Genomic DNA, 19,209 nt, shown 5'->3' on the forward strand with positions numbered 1-19,209 from the left:
AACTCTATGCTGCCTGCTGCGTAACCGGCAGCCTGCGGGAGAGCATGTGGAGCACACCACCGAGCGGTCCAGAACCGCGGTCCGCGTCGCGCGGCGCGAGCCGCTGCGGGACCGCGCCGTCCGTGTCCTCGACGCGAACTGGACGGGTGCCTCGACGGTCCCCTCGCGCACGCTGTATCCGCACCAGTGGTCGTGGGACTCGGCGTTCATCGCGATCGGACTGCGTCATGTGTCCCCCTTGCGCGCCCAGTCGGAGCTGGAGACGCTGCTGAGCGCCCAGTGGGGCGACGGCCGGATCCCGCACATCGTGTTCAACCCTGCCATCCCGCTGGACGCGTACTTCCCCAGCCCCGACTTCTGGCGCTCCTCCACCGCGGGCCGGGCCGCCGGAGCACCGGCCGCCGTGCAGACCTCCGGCATCGTGCAGCCGCCCGTGCACGCGCTCGCCGCCTGGCTGGTGCACCGCGCCGACCCGGCGCTGTCGCGCTCCCGCGGCTTCCTGCCCCGCGTCTACCCGGGCCTCGCCGCCTGGCACCGCTACCTCCTGCACCGCCGCGACCTGGGCGGCGCGGGCCTCGCCTCGGTGGTCCACCCCTGGGAGCAGGGCATGGACAACAGCCCGTGCTGGGACGCCCCGTTGAGCCGGATCACGCCCGCTCCCCCGCGGACGTTCCGGCGCGCCGACCTGGAGCACGGGACGGCGGACGACCGGCCCACGGACATCGACTACGGGCGGTACGTGCGTCTCGCGACGGACTACCGCGACGGTGAATACGCCGACGGGCAGGGCGAGTTCGCGGTCGAGGACCCGGCCTTCAACGCCCTGCTGGCCGCCTCCGAGCACGCGCTGGCCCGGATCGCCTGCGAGCTGGGGGCGGCGGGCACGGCCCGGCACGCGCGCGCCGAGCGGCTGACGTCGGCGCTCGTGCGGCGGCTGTGGGACCCGGTGGCGCAGATGTTCTTCTGCCGTGATCTGCGCGGCGGCGCGCTGGTGCCGGAGTACGGCGTCGCCGGGCTGATCCCGCTGATCCTGCCGGCGCTGCCGCGCGACGTGGTGGCGGCGCTCGTCCGCACCGCGCGCGGACCGCACTTCGGCCTCGGCGGCCAGGTGCGCCTCGCGCCGAGCTACGACCTTCAGGGGCCCGCCTTCGACCCGCACCGGTACTGGCGCGGCCCCGCCTGGTTCAACACCAACTGGCTTCTGGAGCACGGCCTTCGGCTGCACGGCGAGCACGCGCAGGCCGCGCGGCTGCGCACCGCGCTGCTCGACGCGGCCGGGGCCTCGGACTTCGCCGAGTACGTCGATCCGTACACGGGAGCGGGCTGCGGCGCCCGCGGCTTCGGCTGGACGGCCGCGCTGACGCTGGATCTGCTGGGCCCCGGGGAGGGAACCTCGTGATGACCGACACGCACGGGTACGCGCGTCACCATCTGGTACGCGGCACCACGTTCGCCGCGCTGGACGCGAGCGGAGGGCTGACCGCGGTGCGCGGCGGCTCCTCGCCCGACGGCCTGTTCGTGCGCGACGCCCGGCACCTGTGCCGCTGGCAGCTCACGGTCGACGGCGCCGCACCCGAGGTGCTGACCCCCATGACGTACGAGGACGAGGGCGTCGCCCGCTGCGTGCTCGTGCCGCGCGGCGGCCGCCAGGAGCCCCCGGCCTACACGCTCTTTCGTGAACAGGCCGTCGGGGACGGGTCGTTCGTGGAGCTGCTGCGCGTCGTGTCGAACCGTCCGGTGCCGACGACGGTGCGCGTCGCGCTGACGGTCGACGCCGACTTCACGGACCAGTTCGAGCTGCGCTCCGACCACCGTACGTACGCGAAGACGGGGGCGGTGCGCACTCGCGAAGTCCTCGACGACGGCGTGGAGTTCACCTACAAGAGGGGCGACTGGCGCTCCTCGACGGCCGTGACGAGCACCCCCGCCCCGGACGCGGTCGAGGAGACCGGCACGGGGGCGCGCCGCCTGGTGTGGACGCTGGAACTGGACGCGCAGGGCGCCGCCGAGCTGGCCTTGCGCGTGACGGCCCGACCGCACGGATCCCGGCCGGCCCGTACGCCGGCGACCCCGGCGGCCGCCGCCGCCCAACTCTCCGACGTCGTACGGGACTTCGCGGACGGGGTGGAGCTGCCTGGGGCGTGGCCGGAGCTGGCGGCGGCGTGCGCGCGGGGGCTGGCCGATCTCGCGGTGCTGCGGGTGGCGGCCGAGGGTCCTGACGGGGAGCGGCATCTGGCGCCGGCGGCCGGGGTGCCGTGGTTCCTGACGCTGCTGGGCCGGGACGCCCTGCTGACGTCGCTGTTCGCTCTGCCGTACCGGCCCGAACTGGCCGCGGCCACCCTGCCGGTGCTCGCCGCGACCCAGGCCACCGAGCAGATCGAGGCGTCCGTGGCGCAGCCCGGGAAGATCGTGCACGAGGTGCGGCACGGGGAGCTCGCGCACTTCGGGCAGGTGCCCTACGGGCGCTATTACGGGTCGGTCGACGCGACGCCGCTGTTCCTCGTGCTGCTCGGGGCGTACACGGAGCAGACCGCGGACACGTCCCTCGCGCGGCGCCTCGAGCCGTACGCGCGGGCGGCCGTGGGCTGGATGCTGGACCACGGCGGGCTCACGTCGCGCGGATACCTCGTGTACCGCGCCGACCAGGGCGGCCTCGCCAACCAGAACTGGAAGGACTCCCCCGGCGCGATCTGTTCGGCCGACGGGAGCCGGGCGACGGGCCCGGTGATGGCGGCGGGCGCGCAGGGCTACGCGTACGACGCGCTGCGGCGCACGGCCGTGCTGGCGCGGACGGTGTGGGACGACGCGGTGTACGCGGATCTCCTCGAACAGGCCGCGGCGGATCTGCGGGACCGTTTCGTGCGGGACTTCTGGATGCCGGAGAAGTCGTTCGTGGCGCTGGCCCTCGACGGGGACGGGCGGCGGCTGGACGCGCTCGCCTCGGACGCCGGGCATCTGCTGTGGTCCGGGCTGCTCGACAAGGAGTTCGGCGAGGCGGTCGGGCGGCGGCTGCTCGAACCGGACTTCTTCTCGGGGTGGGGGGTGCGGACGCTGGCCGCGGGGCAGGCCGCGTATCACCCGCTGTCGTACCACCGGGGTTCGGTGTGGCCGCACGACAACGCGTTGATCGCGCTCGGGCTCGCCCGGTACGGGCTGCACGACGAGGCGCGGACCGTGGCACAGGGGCTGGTGTCGGCGGCGATCGCCTGCGGCGGGCGGTTGCCGGAGGTTCTTGCCGGGTACGCCAGGGCTTCGCATCCGGCGCCGCTGCCCTATCCGTACGGGTGTGTACGTGAGTCGCGGTCCGCGGCGGCGCCGTTGGCGCTGTTGAGCGCCGTCGGGGGGTGAGCGTCTCGGTCGGCACGGCTTCGCCGCGCCCCCATCATGAGATGCCGCACGAAGTGCGCGTCTCAGGGGCGCGGGGAACCGCGCGAGAAGTCCCACCGGCCCGCACACGGCCGACGTCAGGACATGGCGGACGGGACGCCGGACCGGTCAGCCCCCGGACGTGTCCAGCTCGGCGTCCTCGGAGAGGCCCGCGCAGTCGTACGGGTCCTTGAGCCACCCGTCCGGCAGCACCACCCTGTTGTTGCCGGACGTCCGCCCGCGCGGGCCGTCCGCCCCGGCGGGCCACTCCTGGTCCAGGTCCAACTCGTCGAGGCCCGTGCGGAGTTCGGCCAGGGACGAGGTGATCGCGAGCCGCTTGCGCATCTCGGAGCCGACCGCGAACCCCTTCAGGTACCAGGCCACGTGCTTGCGGAAGTCGATGACGCCCCGCGCCTCGTCACCGATCCACTCGCCGAGCAGCGTCGCGTGCCGCACCATCGCGTCGGCGACGACCCGCAGCGTGGGCTGGGCGCGCTCCGGGCGGCCCTCGAACGCGGCGACCAGGTCGGCGAAGAGCCAGGGGCGGCCGAGGCAGCCCCGGCCCACGACGACGCCGTCGCACCCGGTCTCGCGGACCATGCGCAGCGCGTCGTCGGCCGACCAGATGTCGCCGTTGCCGAGGACGGGGATCTCCGGGACGTGCTCCTTGAGGCGGGCGATGGCGTCCCAGTCGGCGGTGCCGCCGTAGTGCTGGGCGGCGGTGCGCCCGTGCAGGGCGATCGCGGTGACGCCCTCCTCGACGGCGATCCGGCCCGCGTCGAGGAACGTGATGTGGTCGTCGTCGATGCCCTTGCGCATCTTCATGGTGACCGGGAGGTCGCCCGCGCCCGAGACGGCTTCCTTCAGGATCGCCCGCAGCAGGTTGCGCTTGTACGGGAGGGCCGAGCCGCCGCCCTTGCGGGTGACCTTCGGGACGGGGCAGCCGAAGTTCAGGTCGATGTGGTCGGCGAGGTCCTCTTCCGCGATCATGCGGACGGCCTTGCCGACGGTCGCCGGGTCGACGCCGTACAGCTGGATCGAGCGCGGCTTCTCGCTCTCGTCGAAGTGGATCAGCTGCATGGTCTTCTCGTTGCGCTCGACCAGCGCCCGCGTCGTGATCATCTCGCTCACGAAGAGGCCCTTGCCGCCGGAGAACTCGCGGCACAAGGTGCGGAACGGCGCGTTGGTGATCCCCGCCATGGGCGCGAGGACCACGGGCGGCTGCACGGTGTGCGGGCCTACGGTGAGCTGCTGCTGGGTCATCGGGGCGGGTCTCCGGGAGCGTACGAGAAAACCTTCATGGGGCACGGACAGGACTCCATTGTCCCTCACCCGGCGCCCGGCTCGTCAGCCGGTTTCCCGAGCCGCCGCGCGCTCCGCCAGTTTCTCCAGGCGCTCGTCGGTCCTGTCGTCCGCGGGAAGGTACGCGACGACGCGGTACGCGCCGGTCTCCGGGGCCAGCCACATGTGGCGGTGCTCCAGGCGCAGCAGGCCGATGTCCGGGTCCGGGTGCTGGTACCGCTTGACGTGCGAGACCATCGGCGCGACCTCGCGCCGCTCCCACAGCTCGCGGAACTCCGGCGACACCGCGAGCAGCTCGTCGACGGGCGCCCGCCAGGCGGGCTCGGCGACGTGCTCGGCCATCGCCTTGCGGTACTTGGCCAGGAGCTCGGGCAGCATCACGTCGCGGTCCAGGAACTGCACGCGCCAGCGGTCGTTCATGAACATCATCCACAGGGCGTTGCGGTGCTCGGGGTCGAGTTCGGCGGGGTCGCCGAAGACGTCGGCGTAGGCCTGGTTGTGCGCGAGGACGTCGTACCGGGCGTTCTTCACCTCGGCCGGGTAGGGCTCCAGGCGCTTGAGCAGGCGCAGGACCGTGGGCGTGACGGCCGGGCACACGGTCTCGGCGCGCGGGTCGACGGTCCCGGCGAGGGTGAAGGCGTGGGCGCGCTCGGTGGGGTCCATGAGCAGGGCGCGGGCGATGGCGTCCAGGACGCCGGCCGAGACGTTGATGGCGCGGCCCTGCTCCAGCCACGTGTACCAGGTGATGCCGACCGAGGCGAGGTGCGCGACCTCCTCGCGGCGCAGGCCCGGGGTGCGGCGGCGGGCCGTGTCCGGCAGGCCGACCTGTTCCGGGGTGATGCGCTCGCGGCGGCTGCGCAGGAACGCGGCCAGCTCGGCGCGGCGCAGCTCGGCGGCCGACGGAGCGGGGGCGGAGGCCGTCGTCGGAGTCGTCATGCCACCAGGATGCCTCCGCGCTCATCCTGTTGCCAGGTAGTGCCTGTACCACGATGAGGAGACTCTGGTACCAGGCTGAGCGGACGAGGACGCTGGTGGTCATGACCTCACGTGCCCGTCCCCTCACCGATCCGGTTACCGTCGAGAACATGCCCGACGCACCACCGACCCTGACGCACCGCAGGCGGATGCTCGTCCTCGCGATCTGCTGCATGAGCCTGCTGATCGTCAGCCTCGACAACACCGTCCTGAACGTCGCCCTCCCTTCCATGGCGAAGGACTTCGACGCCACGCTCTCGGGCATGCAGTGGACGATCGACGCGTACACGCTGGTCCTCGCCGCGCTGCTGATGCTGGCCGGCTCGACCGCGGACCGGATCGGGCGGCGCAAGGTCTTCCGGACGGGGCTGATCGTCTTCACGGCCGCGTCGGTGGCCTGCTCCCTGGCCCCGAACCTGGAGTCGCTGGTGGCGTTCCGGATGGTGCAGGCCGTCGGCGGCTCGATGCTCAACCCGGTCGCCATGTCGATCATCACGAACACGTTCACCGACCCGCGGGAGCGGGCCCGCGCCATCGGGGTGTGGGGCGGCGTCGTCGGCATCTCGATGGCCGCGGGGCCGCTGGTGGGCGGCCTGCTCGTGGACTCGGTCGGCTGGCGCTCGATCTTCTGGGTCAATCTGCCCGTCGGCCTCGCCGCGCTCCTGCTCACCCTCCGCTACGTCCCCGAGTCCCGTGCCCCCAAGGCCCGGCGGCCCGACCCGGTCGGCCAGGTCCTGGTCATCGCGCTGCTCGGCTCGCTGACGTACGCGATCATCGAGGCGCCCGACGCGGGCTGGACGTCGGCGCGGACCGTCGTCTGCGCGGCGGTCGCCCTGGCCGCGCTCGCCGGCCTGCTGTGCTACGAGCCGCGCCGCGCCGAGCCCCTCATCGACCTGCGGTTCTTCCGGTCGGCGCCGTTCAGCGGGGCGGCGGTGATCGCGGTCTGCGGCTTCGCGGCGCTCGGCGGCTTCCTCTTCGTGTCCACGCTCTACCTTCAGGACGTGCGCGGCCTGGACGCGCTGCACGCGGGTCTGTGGATGCTGCCGATGGCGGCGATGGCCCTGGTGTGCGCGCCGCTGTCCGGGCGTCTGGTCGGCAGCCGCGGTCCGCGTCTGCCGCTGCTGATCGCGGGCGTGACGATGACGGCGAGCGGCGTCCTGTTCGCGGCCTTCGACGCGGAGACCTCGAACGTGTCGCTCTTCGTCGGCTACGTCCTGTTCGGCATCGGCTTCGGTTTCGTGAACGCTCCCATCACCAACACCGCCGTCTCCGGCATGCCGCGCGCGCAAGCCGGTGTCGCGGCGGCCGTGGCCTCGACCAGCCGGCAGATCGGCCAGACCCTCGGCGTCGCCGTCATCGGCGCGGTCCTCGCGTCGGGCGTCGCCGGGTCCTCGTACGCCCGCGCCTTCGTCGAGGCCAGCCGGGCCTGCTGGTGGATCATCGCCGGGTGCGGCCTGGCGGTGCTGGCGCTCGGCGCGCTGACCAGCGGGCGGTGGGCGCGGGAGACGGCACGGCGGACCGCAGAGCGGCTGGAGGAGCCGGCGGACGCGGCGGCCACCCGGGCCGCCGCCGGTTCATGAGGCGCGGCTGAGCGCCAGCTCCTGGAGCCGGTCGAGGCGCTCACGGGTCGCCTCGTCGGCCGGGGTGTACGTCACCATGCGTGCCCCGCAGTCCCGGCCGAGCCAGAGATCGGTGTGGACGACGGCGAGCGGGCCCACGTACGGGTTGACGAAGTGCTTGACCTTGCTGGGCACCGACCGCCCCACCTCGTGGCGCTCCCACAGCTCACGGAACTCGGCGGACTCGTCGAGGAGCCGCTTCAGGACCAGCTTCCAGGCGGGCTCGGCGAGATGGTCGGCCATGCCCGCGCGGAACTTGGCGGCCATGGTGCGCAGCACGTCGTCGAGGGAGACGATCGCGGAGCGCCACTGCTCGTTCGTGAACGCGAGGAGCATCCAGTTGCGGTCCTCGGGCCGGATCTCGTCGAGGTCGCACAGCAGCATCCGGTAGGTGCGGTTGTAGGCGAGGACGTCGTAGCGGCTGTTCTGCACGCAGGCCGGCATCGGCTCCAACTGGGCGAGCATCTGGCGCAGTTCGGGGGTGAGCGTGGTGCAGCTCGCGGCCGGGGTCGGGTCGATCGCGCCGGCCAGGCCGAACAGATGGGCGCGCTCGCTCGCGTCGAGCCGCAGGGTGCGGGCCAGCGCGTCGAGGACCTGCGCCGAGACCTGGATGTCGCGGGCCTGCTCCAGCCACGTGTACCAGGTGACGCCGACCGCGGAGAGGTGCGCGACCTCCTCGCGGCGCAGGCCCGGGGTGCGGCGGCGGCTGCCGCGCGGCAGGCCGACCTCCTCGGGCAGGATGCGCTCGCGGCGGCTGCGCAGGAACCCGGCCAGCTCGTGCCGCCGGATCTCGGCGGGCCGCGCGTCCTGCGTCATGGTGGTCATGCTCCCAGCCTGTACCCGGGGCCATCCTGTTTCCAGGTAGCGCTTCTACCAGGATAAGGACACTCTGGTACCCGTCTGAGCGGTGGCGGACGCTCGATGCCATGACCACCCACACGCAGTCCCCGCCGGTCACGCCCGTCGCGGCGCCCGGCACCCTGCTCACCGGTGCGGGTCTGTTCACCGTGCTGCTCGGTGCGGCCCTGCCCCTCGTCGACTTCTTCATCGTCAATGTCGCCCTGCCCACCATCGCCCGGGACCTGTCGGCGAGCGAACCGGTCCTGGAGCTGGTCGTCGCCGGGTACGGCATCGCGTACGCCGTGCTGCTGGTGCTCGGCGGCCGGCTCGGCGATCTGCTCGGCCGGCGCCGGCTGTTCCTCGGCGGCATGGCGGCGTTCGGCCTCACCTCGCTGGCCTGCGGGCTGGCGCCGACGGCGTGGACGCTGGTCGCGGCGCGGGTCGCGCAGGGCGCGGCGTCGGCGGCGATGCTGCCGCAGGTCCTCGCCACGATCCAGGCGACGACGGCCGGGCCGCGCCGGGCCAGGGCCATGAGCCTGTACGGGGCGACGGCCGGCCTGTCGATGGTGGCGGGGCAGGTCCTGGGCGGCGTGCTCGTCTCGGCGGACGTCCTCGGCACGGGCTGGCGCTCGGTGTTCCTGGTGAACGTGCCGGTGGTCGTCGTGGCGCTGGTCCTCGCGGTCCGGACGGTCCCGGAGACCCGCTCGGCGCGGCCCGAACCGGTCGACGTGCCCGGCACGGTCCTGCTCGCCCTGGCTCTGGTCGCGCTGCTGGCCCCGCTGACCGAGGGCCGGGCGGCGGGCTGGCCGCTGTGGACGTGGCTGTCGCTGGCGGCGTTCCCGTTCCTCTCGTACGCGTTCTACGCGGTGGAGCAGCGGGCCGACCGGGCGGGCCGCACCCCGCTGGTCCCGCCGTCGCTCTTCCGGCTGCTGTCCCTGCGGCGGGGCCTGGTGATGGTGGTGCCCTTCTCCATCGGCTTCAGCGGTTTCATGTTCGTGATCGCGGTGGCGCTGCAGCAGGGCGAGCGGCTCGGCGCGACGGCGGCGGGCCTCGCGCTGGCCCCGATGGCGGCGGTGTTCTTCGCGACGTCGCTCGCCGGTCCGCGGCTGGTGGCCCGCTGGGGCACGCGCGTCGTCACGGCGGGCGGTCTGCTCCAGGGGGCCGGGGTCGCGCTGATCGCCCTGGCGGCCTGGCGTTCCTGGCCGCACCTCGGGGTGCTCCAGCTGCTGCCGGGCGCGGCGCTGGCGGGCGCGGGCCAGGCGCTCCAGCTGCCCATCCTGTTCCGGATCATCCTGTCCGAGGTGCCGGCGGCCCGGGCGGGCGTCGGCAGCGGCGTCATGACGACGACCCAGCAGGCGGCCCTGGCCCTGGGCGTGGCCACGCTCGGCACGCTCTTCCTGTCGCTGACCCCGACGCTGGGCATGCGGGACGCGCTGGTGACGACGCTGCTGGTGCAGCTCGCGGCGGTGGCGCTGACGGTGGGGCTCAGCGTGCGGCTGCCGCGCTCGGTCTCCTGAGTCGCGGCGGGCCGGGGGGAGGTTGCTAGGCCCCGCCCCGGGCGGCGGCCCGGCGCCGCTCCCCGCGCTCGTACGCGACCGTCGCGCCCGCCCCGAGGCAGACCGTCACGGCGGCGAGGCCGAGGAGGGCGGGGTTGACGTACGGGGGCACGGTGTCGGCGACGTACTCGCCGCCGCCCTTCGTCTCGCACACGAACCGGAGCGGCACGAAGTCGACGTGGTAGCCGAGGTATCCGGGGTCCGCCACCTGCGGCCCGGACCGGCACGGCCGCAGCGGGGCCGAGCCGGTGCCGCCGTCCTCCGCGTCCATGACGGCCCCGGCCACGTGGAGCGCGCCCCACGCGTAGAGCGCGCAGGCCGCCGCGGCGGCGAGGCCCGCCCAGCCGGCCGCGCGCCGGTCCGCCCGGCCCAGCGTGGAGACGCCGAACCCGAGGAAGGAACAGGCGGCGATCAACGCGACGATGAGCACCAGGAAGGTCGTCATGCGGCGAGTTCAGCAGCCGGACCCCCCGGCCACCGTGACCCGCGTCACATCGCCCGTCACAGGAGTGTCACACCATGGGCCGACGGCCCGGCCACGCCGATCTGCTGCGGGAGCGGATCGACGGGGCCGTCGGCGTGTGAACAGCCGCTCTCCGCTCAGGAGTTGACCGCGTCGAAGAACCGGGTCAGGTCCGCCGCGAACGCCTCCGGCTGGTCCATCGCCACGAAGTGGTGGCCGCCCGGATTGCCCGTCGGCCAGTGGGCGATGGTGTTGTGCCGCTCGGCGAGGCGCCGGATCGCGGGCGCGTCGCCGCTGTACACCCCGGTCGGCACGGCCTTCTGCCCGCGCGGCCAGGCGAAGGGGCCGGCCGGGCTGTCGTAGTACGGCCAGGACGAGGTGCCGAACGTGCCGGTGAACCAGTACAGGCTGACGTTCGTCAGGAACAGGTCGCGGTCGATCGCCTCGAACAGCGGCCCGCCGGAGGCGTTGAAGTCGTGGAACTTCTGCAGCATCCAGGCGAGCGCCCCGGCGGGCGAGTCCTGCCACCCGTACGCGAAGGTCGCCGGGGCGGTCCGCAGCAGGGCGTGATGGTCGACGCCGTGCATCCAGTCCGCCGACTGCAGGGCGTCGTACACCTCCTTCTCCTGCGGCGTCAGGTCGGGCACGTCGGCGTCGGACGGGAAGCCGAGCCCGCCGATGACGTACACGCCGACGACGTGGGCGGGGTCGGCCAAGGCCACCTCCGGGGCGACGTACGCGCCGAAGTCGCCGCCCTCGACGCCGTACCGGTCGTGGCCGAGCCGCCGCATCAGCTCGGCCCACAGCCGGGCGACCCGCGCCGCCGTCCAGCCGCCGGTCCGGGGCGCGGCCGAGTAGCCGAAGCCGGGCAGCGACGGCACGACGACATGGAAGCGGCCGGTGAGCCGGTCGATCAACTCGGCGAACTCCACGAAGGAGTTGGGCCACCCGTGGGTGAGCAGGAGCGGCAGCGCGTCGGGGTCGGCGGAGCGGACGTGCAGGAAGTGGACCTCCTGGCCGTCGATGTCGGTGCGGAACTGCGGGAAGCGGTTGAGCCGGGCCTCGTGGCGGCGCCAGTCGTAGCCGGTGCGCCAGTACGCGGCGAGCTCGCGCAGCTCGGCGAGGGGCACACCGCCCGGCACCGGCAGGTCGCGCTCCGGCCAACGCGTCTTTTCCAGGCGGGAGTTGAGGTCGTCGAGGTCGGACTGCGGGACCGCGACACGGAAGGGGCGCAGCGAGGAGGTCATGAAGGGACCGTAGGCAGGAAGTAGGTCAGATCCTGTCCGCTGCACGACGGGGCGGAACGGAAGGGCGTGACGGGTGACCGGCCACGGGCGACGAGTCGCGAGTAACAGATGACAGCTGACAGATATTGAAATCTGTCAGCTGTCATGCGAAGGTGGAAGCCCCCGAGTCCCGGCCTCAAGGAGCCCCCATGAGCACCACCCTCCCCACTCGCTCCCTCGGTACCACCGGCCCCCGCGTCTCCGCCCTCGGCCTCGGCTGCATGGGCATGTCCGCCCTGTACGGCGACGCCGACCGTACCGAGTCGATCGCCACCATCCACGCCGCGCTCGACGCGGGCGTCACCCTCCTCGACACCGGGGACTTCTACGCGATGGGGCACAACGAGATGCTGATCGGCGAGGCCCTGCGCACCGCCCCCGCGGCGGCCCGCGAGCAGGCGCTGACCAGCGTGAAGTTCGGCGCCCTGCGCGACCCGGCCGGCGGCTGGTCCGGCTACGACGGGCGTCCCGCGGCCGTGAAGAACTTCGCCGCGTACAGCCTGCAGCGCCTCGGCGTCGACCACATCGACGTCTACCGCATCGCCCGCCTCGACCCCGACGTGCCGATCGAGGAGACCGTCGGCGCCATCGCCGAGCTGATCGAGCAGGGGCACGTCCGGCACATCGGGCTCAGCGAGGTCGGCGCGGACACCATTCGCCGGGCCGCCGCCACCGCCCCCATCGCCGACCTGCAGATCGAGTACTCCCTCATCTCGCGCGGCATCGAGGAGTCGATCCTGCCGACCACCCGTGAGCTGGGCATCGGCATCACCGCGTACGGGGTCCTCTCGCGCGGCCTGATCTCGGGCCACTTCACCCGCGACCGCAAGATCGCCGCGAACGACTTCCGCGGCATGAGCCCCCGCTTCCAGGGCGACAACCTCCAGCACAACCTGGACCTCGTGGACCGGCTGCGGGGGATCGCCGAGCAGCAGGGTGTGAGCGTCGCGCAGATCGCGATCGCCTGGGTGCTGGCCCGGGGCGCGCAGCACGGCGACGACATCGTGCCGCTGGTCGGCGCCCGCACCCGCGAGCGCCTGGCCGAGGCGCTCGGCGCGCTCGACGTCAGCCTCGGCGCCGCCGACCTGGCCGCGATCGAGGAGGCCGTGCCCGCGGACGCGGCGGCCGGCGAGCGCTACCCGGCGGCCCAGATGGCACACCTCGACAGCGAGCGCTGACCACGGCCGGGTACGGTCAGTGACATGGCACCGTCCACCGAGCCCCTGACCCCCGAGCGCATCCTCGCCGCGACCGAGGACATGCTGCGCCGGCACGGCGCCGCGAAGGCGACCGTCGTCGACGTGGCGCGCGCGCTCGGGGTCAGCCACGGCTCTGTGTACCGGCACTTCCGCACGAAGGCGGAGCTACGCGGGGCGGTCACCAAGCGCTGGCTGGACCGGACGACGGCGGTCCTGGCCGAGGTCGCGGCGGGACCCGAGGAGCCGGCCGCCAAGCTGCGGCACTGGTTCACGGCGCTGTTCGACGCCAAGCGGCACAAGGCGGGCGACGACCCCGAGCTGTTCGCCACGTACTCGGTGCTGACGACGGAGATCAGTGACGTGGTCGACGCGCACATCGCCGAGCTGGCGGGCCAGCTGACCGCGATCCTCCAGGAGGGCGTCGCCCAGGGGCAGTTCGAGGCACCGGACATCACGGCCACGGCCCGCGCCCTGTTCGAGGCCACCGCCCACTTCCACGACCCGGTGTACGCGCCGCAGTGGTCACGGCCCGGCGCCCAGGAGTCGTTCGACGCGGTGCTCGGCCTGGTGATGCGCGGTATCGCCGCCCGCTGAGGCAGGCCCGAAGGGGCGTCAGTCCCCCGCCGGGTCCACCGTCGCCTGGTGCTCCTGTTCCAGGTGTTCCTGCGCCTTGAGCCACGGCAGGAACTGCGCCGATCTCCGCCAGCCGCACGTCTCGCACGTCAACTGCCGTTGTATACCGACTTTTTCGACGTGTACGACATGGGCCCGCCCGTGCTGGTCCCAGCGGCTGACCTTGCTGCTCGTCATGTGAGGCACAGCGGCAGTGTGCAGCAAAAGGCCCCGGCCCGCCGCAAGAACGGCGAGCCGGGGCCGATGCGCGTACCGGTGTCAGCAGCCGATCAGGCGGCTGGCCAGGTAGCCCTCGATCTGGTCGAGGGAGACGCGCTCCTGCTTCATGGTGTCGCGCTCGCGCACCGTCACCGCGTTGTCGTCGAGGGTGTCGAAGTCGACCGTGACGCAGAACGGCGTGCCGATCTCGTCCTGACGGCGGTAGCGGCGGCCGATGGCGCCGGCGTCGTCGAACTCGATGTTCCAGTGCTGGCGCAGCGCCTGGGCAAGGCCCTTGGCCTTCGGCGACAGCTCCGGGTTGCGGGACAGCGGCAGCACCGCGACCTTCACCGGGGCGATGCGCGGGTCGAAGCGCATGACCGTGCGCTTCTCCATCTTGCCCTTGGCGTTCGGGGCCTCGTCCTCGAAGTACGAGTCGAGCATGAACGCCAGCATCGTGCGGCCGACACCGGCCGCGGGCTCGATGACGTACGGCGTGTAGCGCTCGCCCTTCTCCTGGTCGAAGTAGGAGAGGTCCTGGCCGGAGGCCTTGGAGTGCGCGGACAGGTCGTAGTCCGTGCGGTTGGCGACGCCCTCCAGCTCGCCCCACTCGCTGCCGCCGAAGCGGAAGCGGTACTCGATGTCAGCGGTGCGCTTGGAGTAGTGGGAGAGCTTCTCCTGCGGGTGCTCGAACCACCGCATGTTCTCCTCGCGCAGGCCCAGGCCGGTGTACCAGTTCCAGCGCTGCTCCATCCAGTACTCCTGCCACTTCTCGTCCTCGCCCGGCTTGACGAAGAACTCCATCTCCATCTGCTCGAACTCGCGGGTGCGGAAGATGAAGTTGCCGGGCGTGATCTCGTTGCGGAAGCTCTTGCCCATCTGGGCGATGCCGAACGGCGGCTTGCGACGAGAAGTCGTCTGGACCTGGCCGAAGTTGGTGAAGATGCCCTGCGCGGTCTCGGGGCGCAGGTAGGCGACGGAGCCGCTGTCCTGCGTCGGGCCGAGGTGCGTGGAGAGCAGGCCGGAGAACTGCTTGGGCTCGGTGAACGTGCCCTTGTTGCCGCAGTTGGGGCAGCTGAGGTCGGCGAGGCCGTTCTCGGGCGCGCGGCCCTTCTTCTCCTCGTACGCCTCCTCGAGGTGGTCCGCGCGGAACCGCTTGTGACAGGAGGTGCACTCGGTGAGCGGGTCGGTGAACGTGGCGACGTGACCCGACGCCTGCCAGACCTCGGTGGCCAGGATCACCGACGAGTCGATACCGACGACGTCCTCACGCGAGGTGACCATGTAGCGCCACCACTGACGCTTGATGTTCTCCTTCAGCTCCACACCCAGCGGACCGTAGTCCCAGGCGGCCCGCTGACCACCGTAGATCTCACTGCAGGGGTAGACGAAGCCACGGCGCTTGCTGAGGCTGACGATGGTCTCGATCTTGTCGGCGGCCACGGTGCTCTCTTCTTACGACGACGAATTCAATAGGTGCGGCGCGCAGCGCCTCCGTCAGGGGTGGTGGTCGGGCGACGGGCGGGCGGATACGCGCTCCGGGAGCGAATGCTTCAGGTTACCGGCGGGCCTACCCCCCTAACCAAATCGGTTCTCGGTACAGAGCAGGACGAAGGGCTTGTTGACAATCGTTTCCAGTTTTGTTGAAAATGACTGTCATGAACGTACGCCTGCCTCGTCGCCCCCGCCGCCTCATATCCACCACCGCCGTCGCCGCCACCACGGTGCTCGGCCTGACGGCCCTGTCCGCCTGCTCCTCGTCGAGCGCGGCGGACGGCAAGAACGACGGCAAGCTGGACGTCGTGGCGTCGTTCTACCCGATGCAGTACCTCGCGGAGCGGATCGGCGGCGACCACGTCGACGTCACCAACCTCACCGAGCCCGGCCAGGAGCCGCACGACCTCGAGGTCAGCGCCCAGCAGCGCGGCCAGATCGAGGAGTCCGACGTGGCGCTCTACCTCAAGGGCCTGCAGCCCGCCGTCGACGACGCGATCAGCCAGTCCGGCATCGGCACCAAGGTCGACGCGGCCTCCCTGACCAGCCTGGAGAAGCACGGCAGCGAGGTCGGCGGCCACGCCGAGGAGCACGACCACGATCACGACCACGGCGACGAGAACGGCTCCGACCCGCACATCTGGCTCGACCCGGTGAAGTACGCCGAGGTCGCCGAGGGCGTCGGCAAGGCCCTGCAGAAGGCCGACCCCGACCACGCGGCCGAGTACAAGAAGAACACCGCGGCCGTGGTCAAGGACCTGGACGCCCTGAACACCGCGTTCGAGGACGGCCTGAAGGACACCGGCTCCAAGGTGTTCATCACGACCCACGCCGCCTTCGGGTACCTCGCCGAGCGCTACGGCCTCACCGAGGAGGCCATCAGCGGCCTCGACCCCGAGAGCGAGCCCAGCGCCGCCCGCGTCAAGGACCTCCAGAAGATGGCGAAGGCCGACGGCGTCACCACGGTCTTCTACGAGACCCTCGTCAGCGACAAGACGGCGAAGACCCTGGCGGGCGACGCGCACCTGAAGACTGATGTACTCGACCCGATCGAGGGCATCACCGGCAAGTCCAAGGGCGACGACTACATCCAGGTCATGAAGTCGAACCTGGCGGCGCTGCAGAAGGCACTCGGCGCCAAGTGACGTACGGATCAAGCGGCTTGAAGGGCGGCACCGAGATGAGTGACCCCGTCATCACCCTGCGGCGGGTCACCGCCGAGCTGGGCTCCCGGCCGGTGCTGCGCGGCATCGACCTCACCGTGGGCCGCGGCGAGGTCGTCGCCCTGCTCGGCGCCAACGGCTCCGGCAAGTCGACCGCCGTGCGCAGCGTCATCGGCCAGGTGCCGCTCACCGGCGGCGAGATCGAGCTCTTCGGCACCCCGCGCCGCCGCTTCAAGGACTGGGCGCGCGTCGGCTACGTGCCGCAGCGCACCACCGCCGCGGGCGGCGTCCCGGCGACGGTCACCGAGGTCGTCGCCTCGGGCCGGCTGTCCCGGGCGAAGTTCGGCGTCCTGCGCAGGGCGGACCGGGAGGCGGTGCGCCGCGCCCTGGAGCTGGTCGGGATGGCCGACCGCGCCAAGGACTCGGTCAACGCGCTCTCCGGCGGCCAGCACCAGCGCGTGCTGATCGCCCGGGCCCTGGTCGCCGAGCCCGAGCTGCTGATCATGGACGAGCCGATGGCGGGCGTCGACCTGGCCAGCCAGGAGATCCTCGCCGCGACTCTGCGTGAGCAGGTCGCCACGGGCGCCACCGTCCTCCTCGTCCTGCACGAACTGGGCCCGCTGGAGCCGCTGATCGACCGCGCGGTGGTGCTGCGCGACGGCTGCGTGCTGCACGACGGGCCGCCGCCCAAGGCCGTCGGGCAGCACGCGCTGCCGGGCCACGACCACGTCCACCCGCACTCCGACGCGGGCGCCGAACCGATCCGTACGGGACTGCTGAGCTGATGGAATTCCTCGACTTCGCCTTCATGCAGCGGGCTCTGCTCGCGGCCGTCCTCATCGGGATCACGGCACCCGCCATCGGCATCTACCTCGTCCAGCGCCGCCAGGCCCTGATGGGCGACGGCATCGGCCACGTGGCGATGACCGGCGTCGGTCTCGGCTTCCTGCTGTCGACGTCCCCGGTGTGGATGGCGATGGCCGTCTCCGCGGTCGGCGCGCTGCTCATGGAGCTGATCCGCTGGTACGGCAAGACCCGCGGCGACATCGCCCTCGCGATGCTCTTCTACGGCGGTATGGCGGGCGGCGTCATGCTGATCAACCTGGCGCCGGGCGGTTCGACCGCCAACCTCAGCTCGTACCTGTTCGGCTCGCTCACCACGGTCTCCCCCGAGGACGTCGTGGCGATCAGCTGGCTCGCCGCGTTCGTCGTCCTCGTGACGGTCGGGCTGCGCCGGCAGCTGTTCGCGGTGAGCCAGGACGAGGAGTTCGCCCGGGTCACCGGTCTGCCGGTGCGCGCCCTGAACCTGCTGGTCGCCATCACGGCGGCGGTCACGGTGACGGTCGCCATGCGTGTCGTCGGACTGCTCCTGGTGTCGGCGCTGATGGTGGTCCCGGTGGCCGCCGCCCAGCAGCTGACCCGCAGCTTCAAGGCGACGTTCGTGATCGCGGTCGCCATCGGCGTCGTGGTGACCCTCGGCGGCACCGTCACCTCGTACTACCAGGACGTGCCGCCCGGCGCGACGATCGTGCTCCTGACGATCGGCGTCTTCATCGTCCTGACGCTCCTCGCCACGCCGCTCGCCCGCCGCAGGGCACGGGCGGCGACGGTCGCGGCCGGCGATCCGGCGGAGTGCTCGATCCCCGAGCAGGCCCCGGCCAAGGTCTGACCCGGTCACAGCGCCGCCTGGCACAATGGCGGCGGTACGTACGTGGCAGGGATGTGAGGAGGAACCCGTGGCAGCCCCGGTTCGAGGCAGGTCTACCCGCCAGCGCGCGGCAGTGGCGGCGGCGCTCGACGAGGTGGACGAGTTCCGCAGCGCCCAGGAGTTGCACGACGTCCTCAAGCACAAGGGCGACTCGGTCGGTCTGACCACGGTCTACCGCACGCTGCAGTCCCTCGCCGACGCCGGCGAGGTGGACGTCCTGCGCACGTCGGAGGGCGAGGCGGTGTACCGCCGTTGCTCCTCGGGCGACCATCACCATCACCTGGTCTGCCGGATGTGCGGCAAGGCCGTCGAGGTCGAGGGCCCGGCGGTGGAGAAGTGGGCGGAGGCGATCGCCTCCGAGCACGGTTACGTCAACGTGGCGCACACGGTGGAGATCTTCGGCACGTGTGCGGAGTGCGCTGCCGCCGGTTGAGCGGGGGCGCCTCCTCGTGTGCCGGGTCGGGCGTCGCGGGCGGGTGCGGGTTGCGTCGTGGCTTCTCGCGCAGTTCCCCGCGCCCCTGAGGGGCGCGGGCGCAACCTGCAGCAGAGATCCGGCCTAGCCCTCGGCTTCCAGCTGCAGCAGGACCTCATTCGGCGTCGCGCCGCCGAACCGGCGGTCGCGGGAGGCGAATTCGACGCACGCACGCCACAGGTCGCGGCGGTCGAAGTCCGGCCAGAGCACGTCCTGGAAGACCATCTCGGCGTAAGCGCTCTGCCACAGAAGGTAGTTGGACGTGCGCTGCTCGCCGCTGGGGCGCAGGAACACGTCGACGTCCGGCATGTCCGGGTAGTAGAGGTACTTGGCGAAGGTCTTCTCGGACACCTTCGACGGGTCGAGGCGGCCGGCCTTCACGTCCTCGGCGATGGCCTGCGCGGCGTCGGCGATCTCGGCGCGGCCGCCGTAGTTCATGCAGAAGTACAGGGTCAGCTTGTCGTTGTCCTTGGTCTGCTCCTGGGAGATCTCCAGCTCCCGGGCGACCGACTTCCACAGCTTGGGCATCCGCCCGACCCAGCGCACCCGCACGCCCAGGTCGTCGAGCTGGTCCCGGGTCTTGCGGATGAAGTCCCGGTTGAAGTTCATCAGGAAGCGGACCTCGTCGGGCGACCGCTTCCAGTTCTCCGTCGAGAACGCGTACAGGGAAATGGCCCCCACGCCCATCTCGATGGCGCCCTGCAGGACGTCGAGCACCCGCTCGGCGCCGACCTTGTGCCCCTCGGTGCGGGGCAGCCCGCGCTCCTTGGCCCAGCGTCCGTTGCCGTCCATCACGATGGCCACGTGCTCGGGCACCAGCTCGCCCGGGATCTTCGGCGGCCGCGCGCCCGACGGGTGCGGTTCGGGTGTCTCGTACTCACGACGGGACGACCGTCCGAGGATTCCTCGACGTGCCATGTTCCGGGCCTCTCCCC

The 19,209-nt window shown here is 72.2% G+C and carries 18 protein-coding genes; 10 read left to right on the forward strand and 8 right to left on the reverse strand.

Annotated elements, in window-relative coordinates:
* The first annotated feature begins 46 nt into the window (after positions 1-46).
* Both ACVHNB_RS33595 and ACVHNB_RS33600 read left to right on the forward strand, forming a co-directional pair.
* On the forward strand, positions 47-1,399 hold the full coding sequence (locus ACVHNB_RS33595) for an MGH1-like glycoside hydrolase domain-containing protein (RefSeq protein ID WP_456226612.1): 1,353 nt from the start codon (positions 47-49) through the stop codon (positions 1,397-1,399).
* Positions 1,399-3,348 carry an amylo-alpha-1,6-glucosidase gene (locus tag ACVHNB_RS33600; protein WP_428954812.1) on the forward strand — a complete coding sequence of 650 codons (1,950 nt, stop codon included), beginning with the start codon at positions 1,399-1,401 and terminating at the stop codon, positions 3,346-3,348. Before ACVHNB_RS33595 ends, ACVHNB_RS33600 begins: the two co-directional genes overlap by 1 nt.
* Before the next feature lie 147 nt (positions 3,349-3,495).
* Here the strand turns inward: ACVHNB_RS33600 and dusB are convergent, their stop codons facing one another.
* Both dusB and ACVHNB_RS33610 read right to left on the reverse strand, forming a co-directional pair.
* Positions 3,496-4,629: a tRNA dihydrouridine synthase DusB gene (gene dusB, locus ACVHNB_RS33605; RefSeq protein ID WP_428954811.1), complete on the reverse strand. Its 1,134-nt coding sequence runs from the start codon at positions 4,627-4,629 to the stop codon at positions 3,496-3,498.
* A gap of 84 nt (positions 4,630-4,713) precedes the next feature.
* Positions 4,714-5,604, reverse strand: a complete 891-nt coding sequence (locus ACVHNB_RS33610) for a helix-turn-helix transcriptional regulator (RefSeq protein ID WP_456226613.1) — start codon at positions 5,602-5,604, stop codon at positions 4,714-4,716.
* 149 nt (positions 5,605-5,753) lie between these two features.
* On the opposite strand from ACVHNB_RS33610, the gene ACVHNB_RS33615 reads away from it, so the two are divergent.
* Positions 5,754-7,223 (forward strand): MFS transporter, encoded by a 1,470-nt coding sequence (locus ACVHNB_RS33615; RefSeq protein ID WP_456226614.1) that lies wholly within the window; start codon positions 5,754-5,756, stop codon positions 7,221-7,223.
* Here ACVHNB_RS33615 and ACVHNB_RS33620 read toward each other — a convergent pair.
* Positions 7,218-8,087, reverse strand: a complete 870-nt coding sequence (locus ACVHNB_RS33620) for a helix-turn-helix transcriptional regulator (protein WP_428954808.1) — start codon at positions 8,085-8,087, stop codon at positions 7,218-7,220. The two genes, ACVHNB_RS33615 and ACVHNB_RS33620, sit on opposite strands and share 6 nt — an antisense overlap.
* Positions 8,088-8,188: 101 nt before the next feature.
* Between ACVHNB_RS33620 and ACVHNB_RS33625 the strand changes: the two genes are divergently transcribed.
* Positions 8,189-9,619, forward strand: coding sequence for an MFS transporter (locus ACVHNB_RS33625; protein ID WP_456226615.1), 1,431 nt, complete (start codon positions 8,189-8,191; stop codon positions 9,617-9,619).
* A 25-nt stretch (positions 9,620-9,644) separates the two neighbouring features.
* Here the strand turns inward: ACVHNB_RS33625 and ACVHNB_RS33630 are convergent, their stop codons facing one another.
* A complete protein-coding gene (locus tag ACVHNB_RS33630) occupies positions 9,645-10,103 on the reverse strand; it encodes a hypothetical protein (RefSeq protein WP_428954806.1) in 459 nt (152 codons plus the stop codon).
* A 155-nt stretch (positions 10,104-10,258) separates the two neighbouring features.
* The gene (locus ACVHNB_RS33635; RefSeq protein WP_456226616.1) at positions 10,259-11,368 is read right to left on the reverse strand and encodes an epoxide hydrolase family protein; all 1,110 of its coding nucleotides are present in this window, start codon (positions 11,366-11,368) and stop codon (positions 10,259-10,261) included.
* Between the two features lie 188 nt (positions 11,369-11,556).
* On the opposite strand from ACVHNB_RS33635, the gene ACVHNB_RS33640 reads away from it, so the two are divergent.
* Together ACVHNB_RS33640 and ACVHNB_RS33645 are read left to right on the forward strand one after the other, a co-directional pair.
* Entirely contained in the window at positions 11,557-12,585 is a 1,029-nt protein-coding gene (locus tag ACVHNB_RS33640) for an aldo/keto reductase (RefSeq protein ID WP_428954804.1), read from the forward strand.
* Positions 12,586-12,609: 24 nt separating this feature from the next.
* Entirely contained in the window at positions 12,610-13,200 is a 591-nt protein-coding gene (locus ACVHNB_RS33645; protein WP_456226617.1) for a TetR family transcriptional regulator, read from the forward strand.
* An 18-nt stretch (positions 13,201-13,218) separates the two neighbouring features.
* On the opposite strand, the gene ACVHNB_RS33650 is transcribed toward ACVHNB_RS33645, so the two are convergent.
* Both ACVHNB_RS33650 and ACVHNB_RS33655 read right to left on the reverse strand, forming a co-directional pair.
* Positions 13,219-13,425, reverse strand: a complete 207-nt coding sequence (locus ACVHNB_RS33650; protein ID WP_428954802.1) for a hypothetical protein — start codon at positions 13,423-13,425, stop codon at positions 13,219-13,221.
* A 72-nt stretch (positions 13,426-13,497) separates the two neighbouring features.
* Positions 13,498-14,880: a glycine--tRNA ligase gene (locus ACVHNB_RS33655; protein ID WP_428954801.1), complete on the reverse strand. Its 1,383-nt coding sequence runs from the start codon at positions 14,878-14,880 to the stop codon at positions 13,498-13,500.
* Positions 14,881-15,095: 215 nt separating this feature from the next.
* On the opposite strand from ACVHNB_RS33655, the gene ACVHNB_RS33660 reads away from it, so the two are divergent.
* The 4 genes from ACVHNB_RS33660 to ACVHNB_RS33675 are packed head-to-tail and all read left to right on the forward strand — an operon-like array spanning position 15,096 to position 18,235.
* A complete protein-coding gene (locus ACVHNB_RS33660) occupies positions 15,096-16,076 on the forward strand; it encodes a metal ABC transporter substrate-binding protein (RefSeq protein WP_456226618.1) in 981 nt (326 codons plus the stop codon).
* A 35-nt stretch (positions 16,077-16,111) separates the two neighbouring features.
* A complete protein-coding gene (locus ACVHNB_RS33665; RefSeq protein WP_428954799.1) occupies positions 16,112-16,879 on the forward strand; it encodes a metal ABC transporter ATP-binding protein in 768 nt (255 codons plus the stop codon).
* The gene (locus tag ACVHNB_RS33670; RefSeq protein ID WP_428954798.1) at positions 16,879-17,763 is read left to right on the forward strand and encodes a metal ABC transporter permease; all 885 of its coding nucleotides are present in this window, start codon (positions 16,879-16,881) and stop codon (positions 17,761-17,763) included. The genes ACVHNB_RS33665 and ACVHNB_RS33670 overlap by 1 nt, the downstream gene beginning before the upstream one ends.
* A gap of 25 nt (positions 17,764-17,788) precedes the next feature.
* The gene (locus ACVHNB_RS33675; RefSeq protein ID WP_428954797.1) at positions 17,789-18,235 is read left to right on the forward strand and encodes a Fur family transcriptional regulator; all 447 of its coding nucleotides are present in this window, start codon (positions 17,789-17,791) and stop codon (positions 18,233-18,235) included.
* Between the two features lie 123 nt (positions 18,236-18,358).
* On the opposite strand, the gene ACVHNB_RS33680 is transcribed toward ACVHNB_RS33675, so the two are convergent.
* On the reverse strand, positions 18,359-19,192 hold the full coding sequence (locus ACVHNB_RS33680) for an isoprenyl transferase (protein ID WP_428954796.1): 834 nt from the start codon (positions 19,190-19,192) through the stop codon (positions 18,359-18,361).
* Positions 19,193-19,209 lie beyond the last annotated feature (17 nt).

This window comes from Streptomyces sp. YJ-C3 (assembly GCF_053891275.1).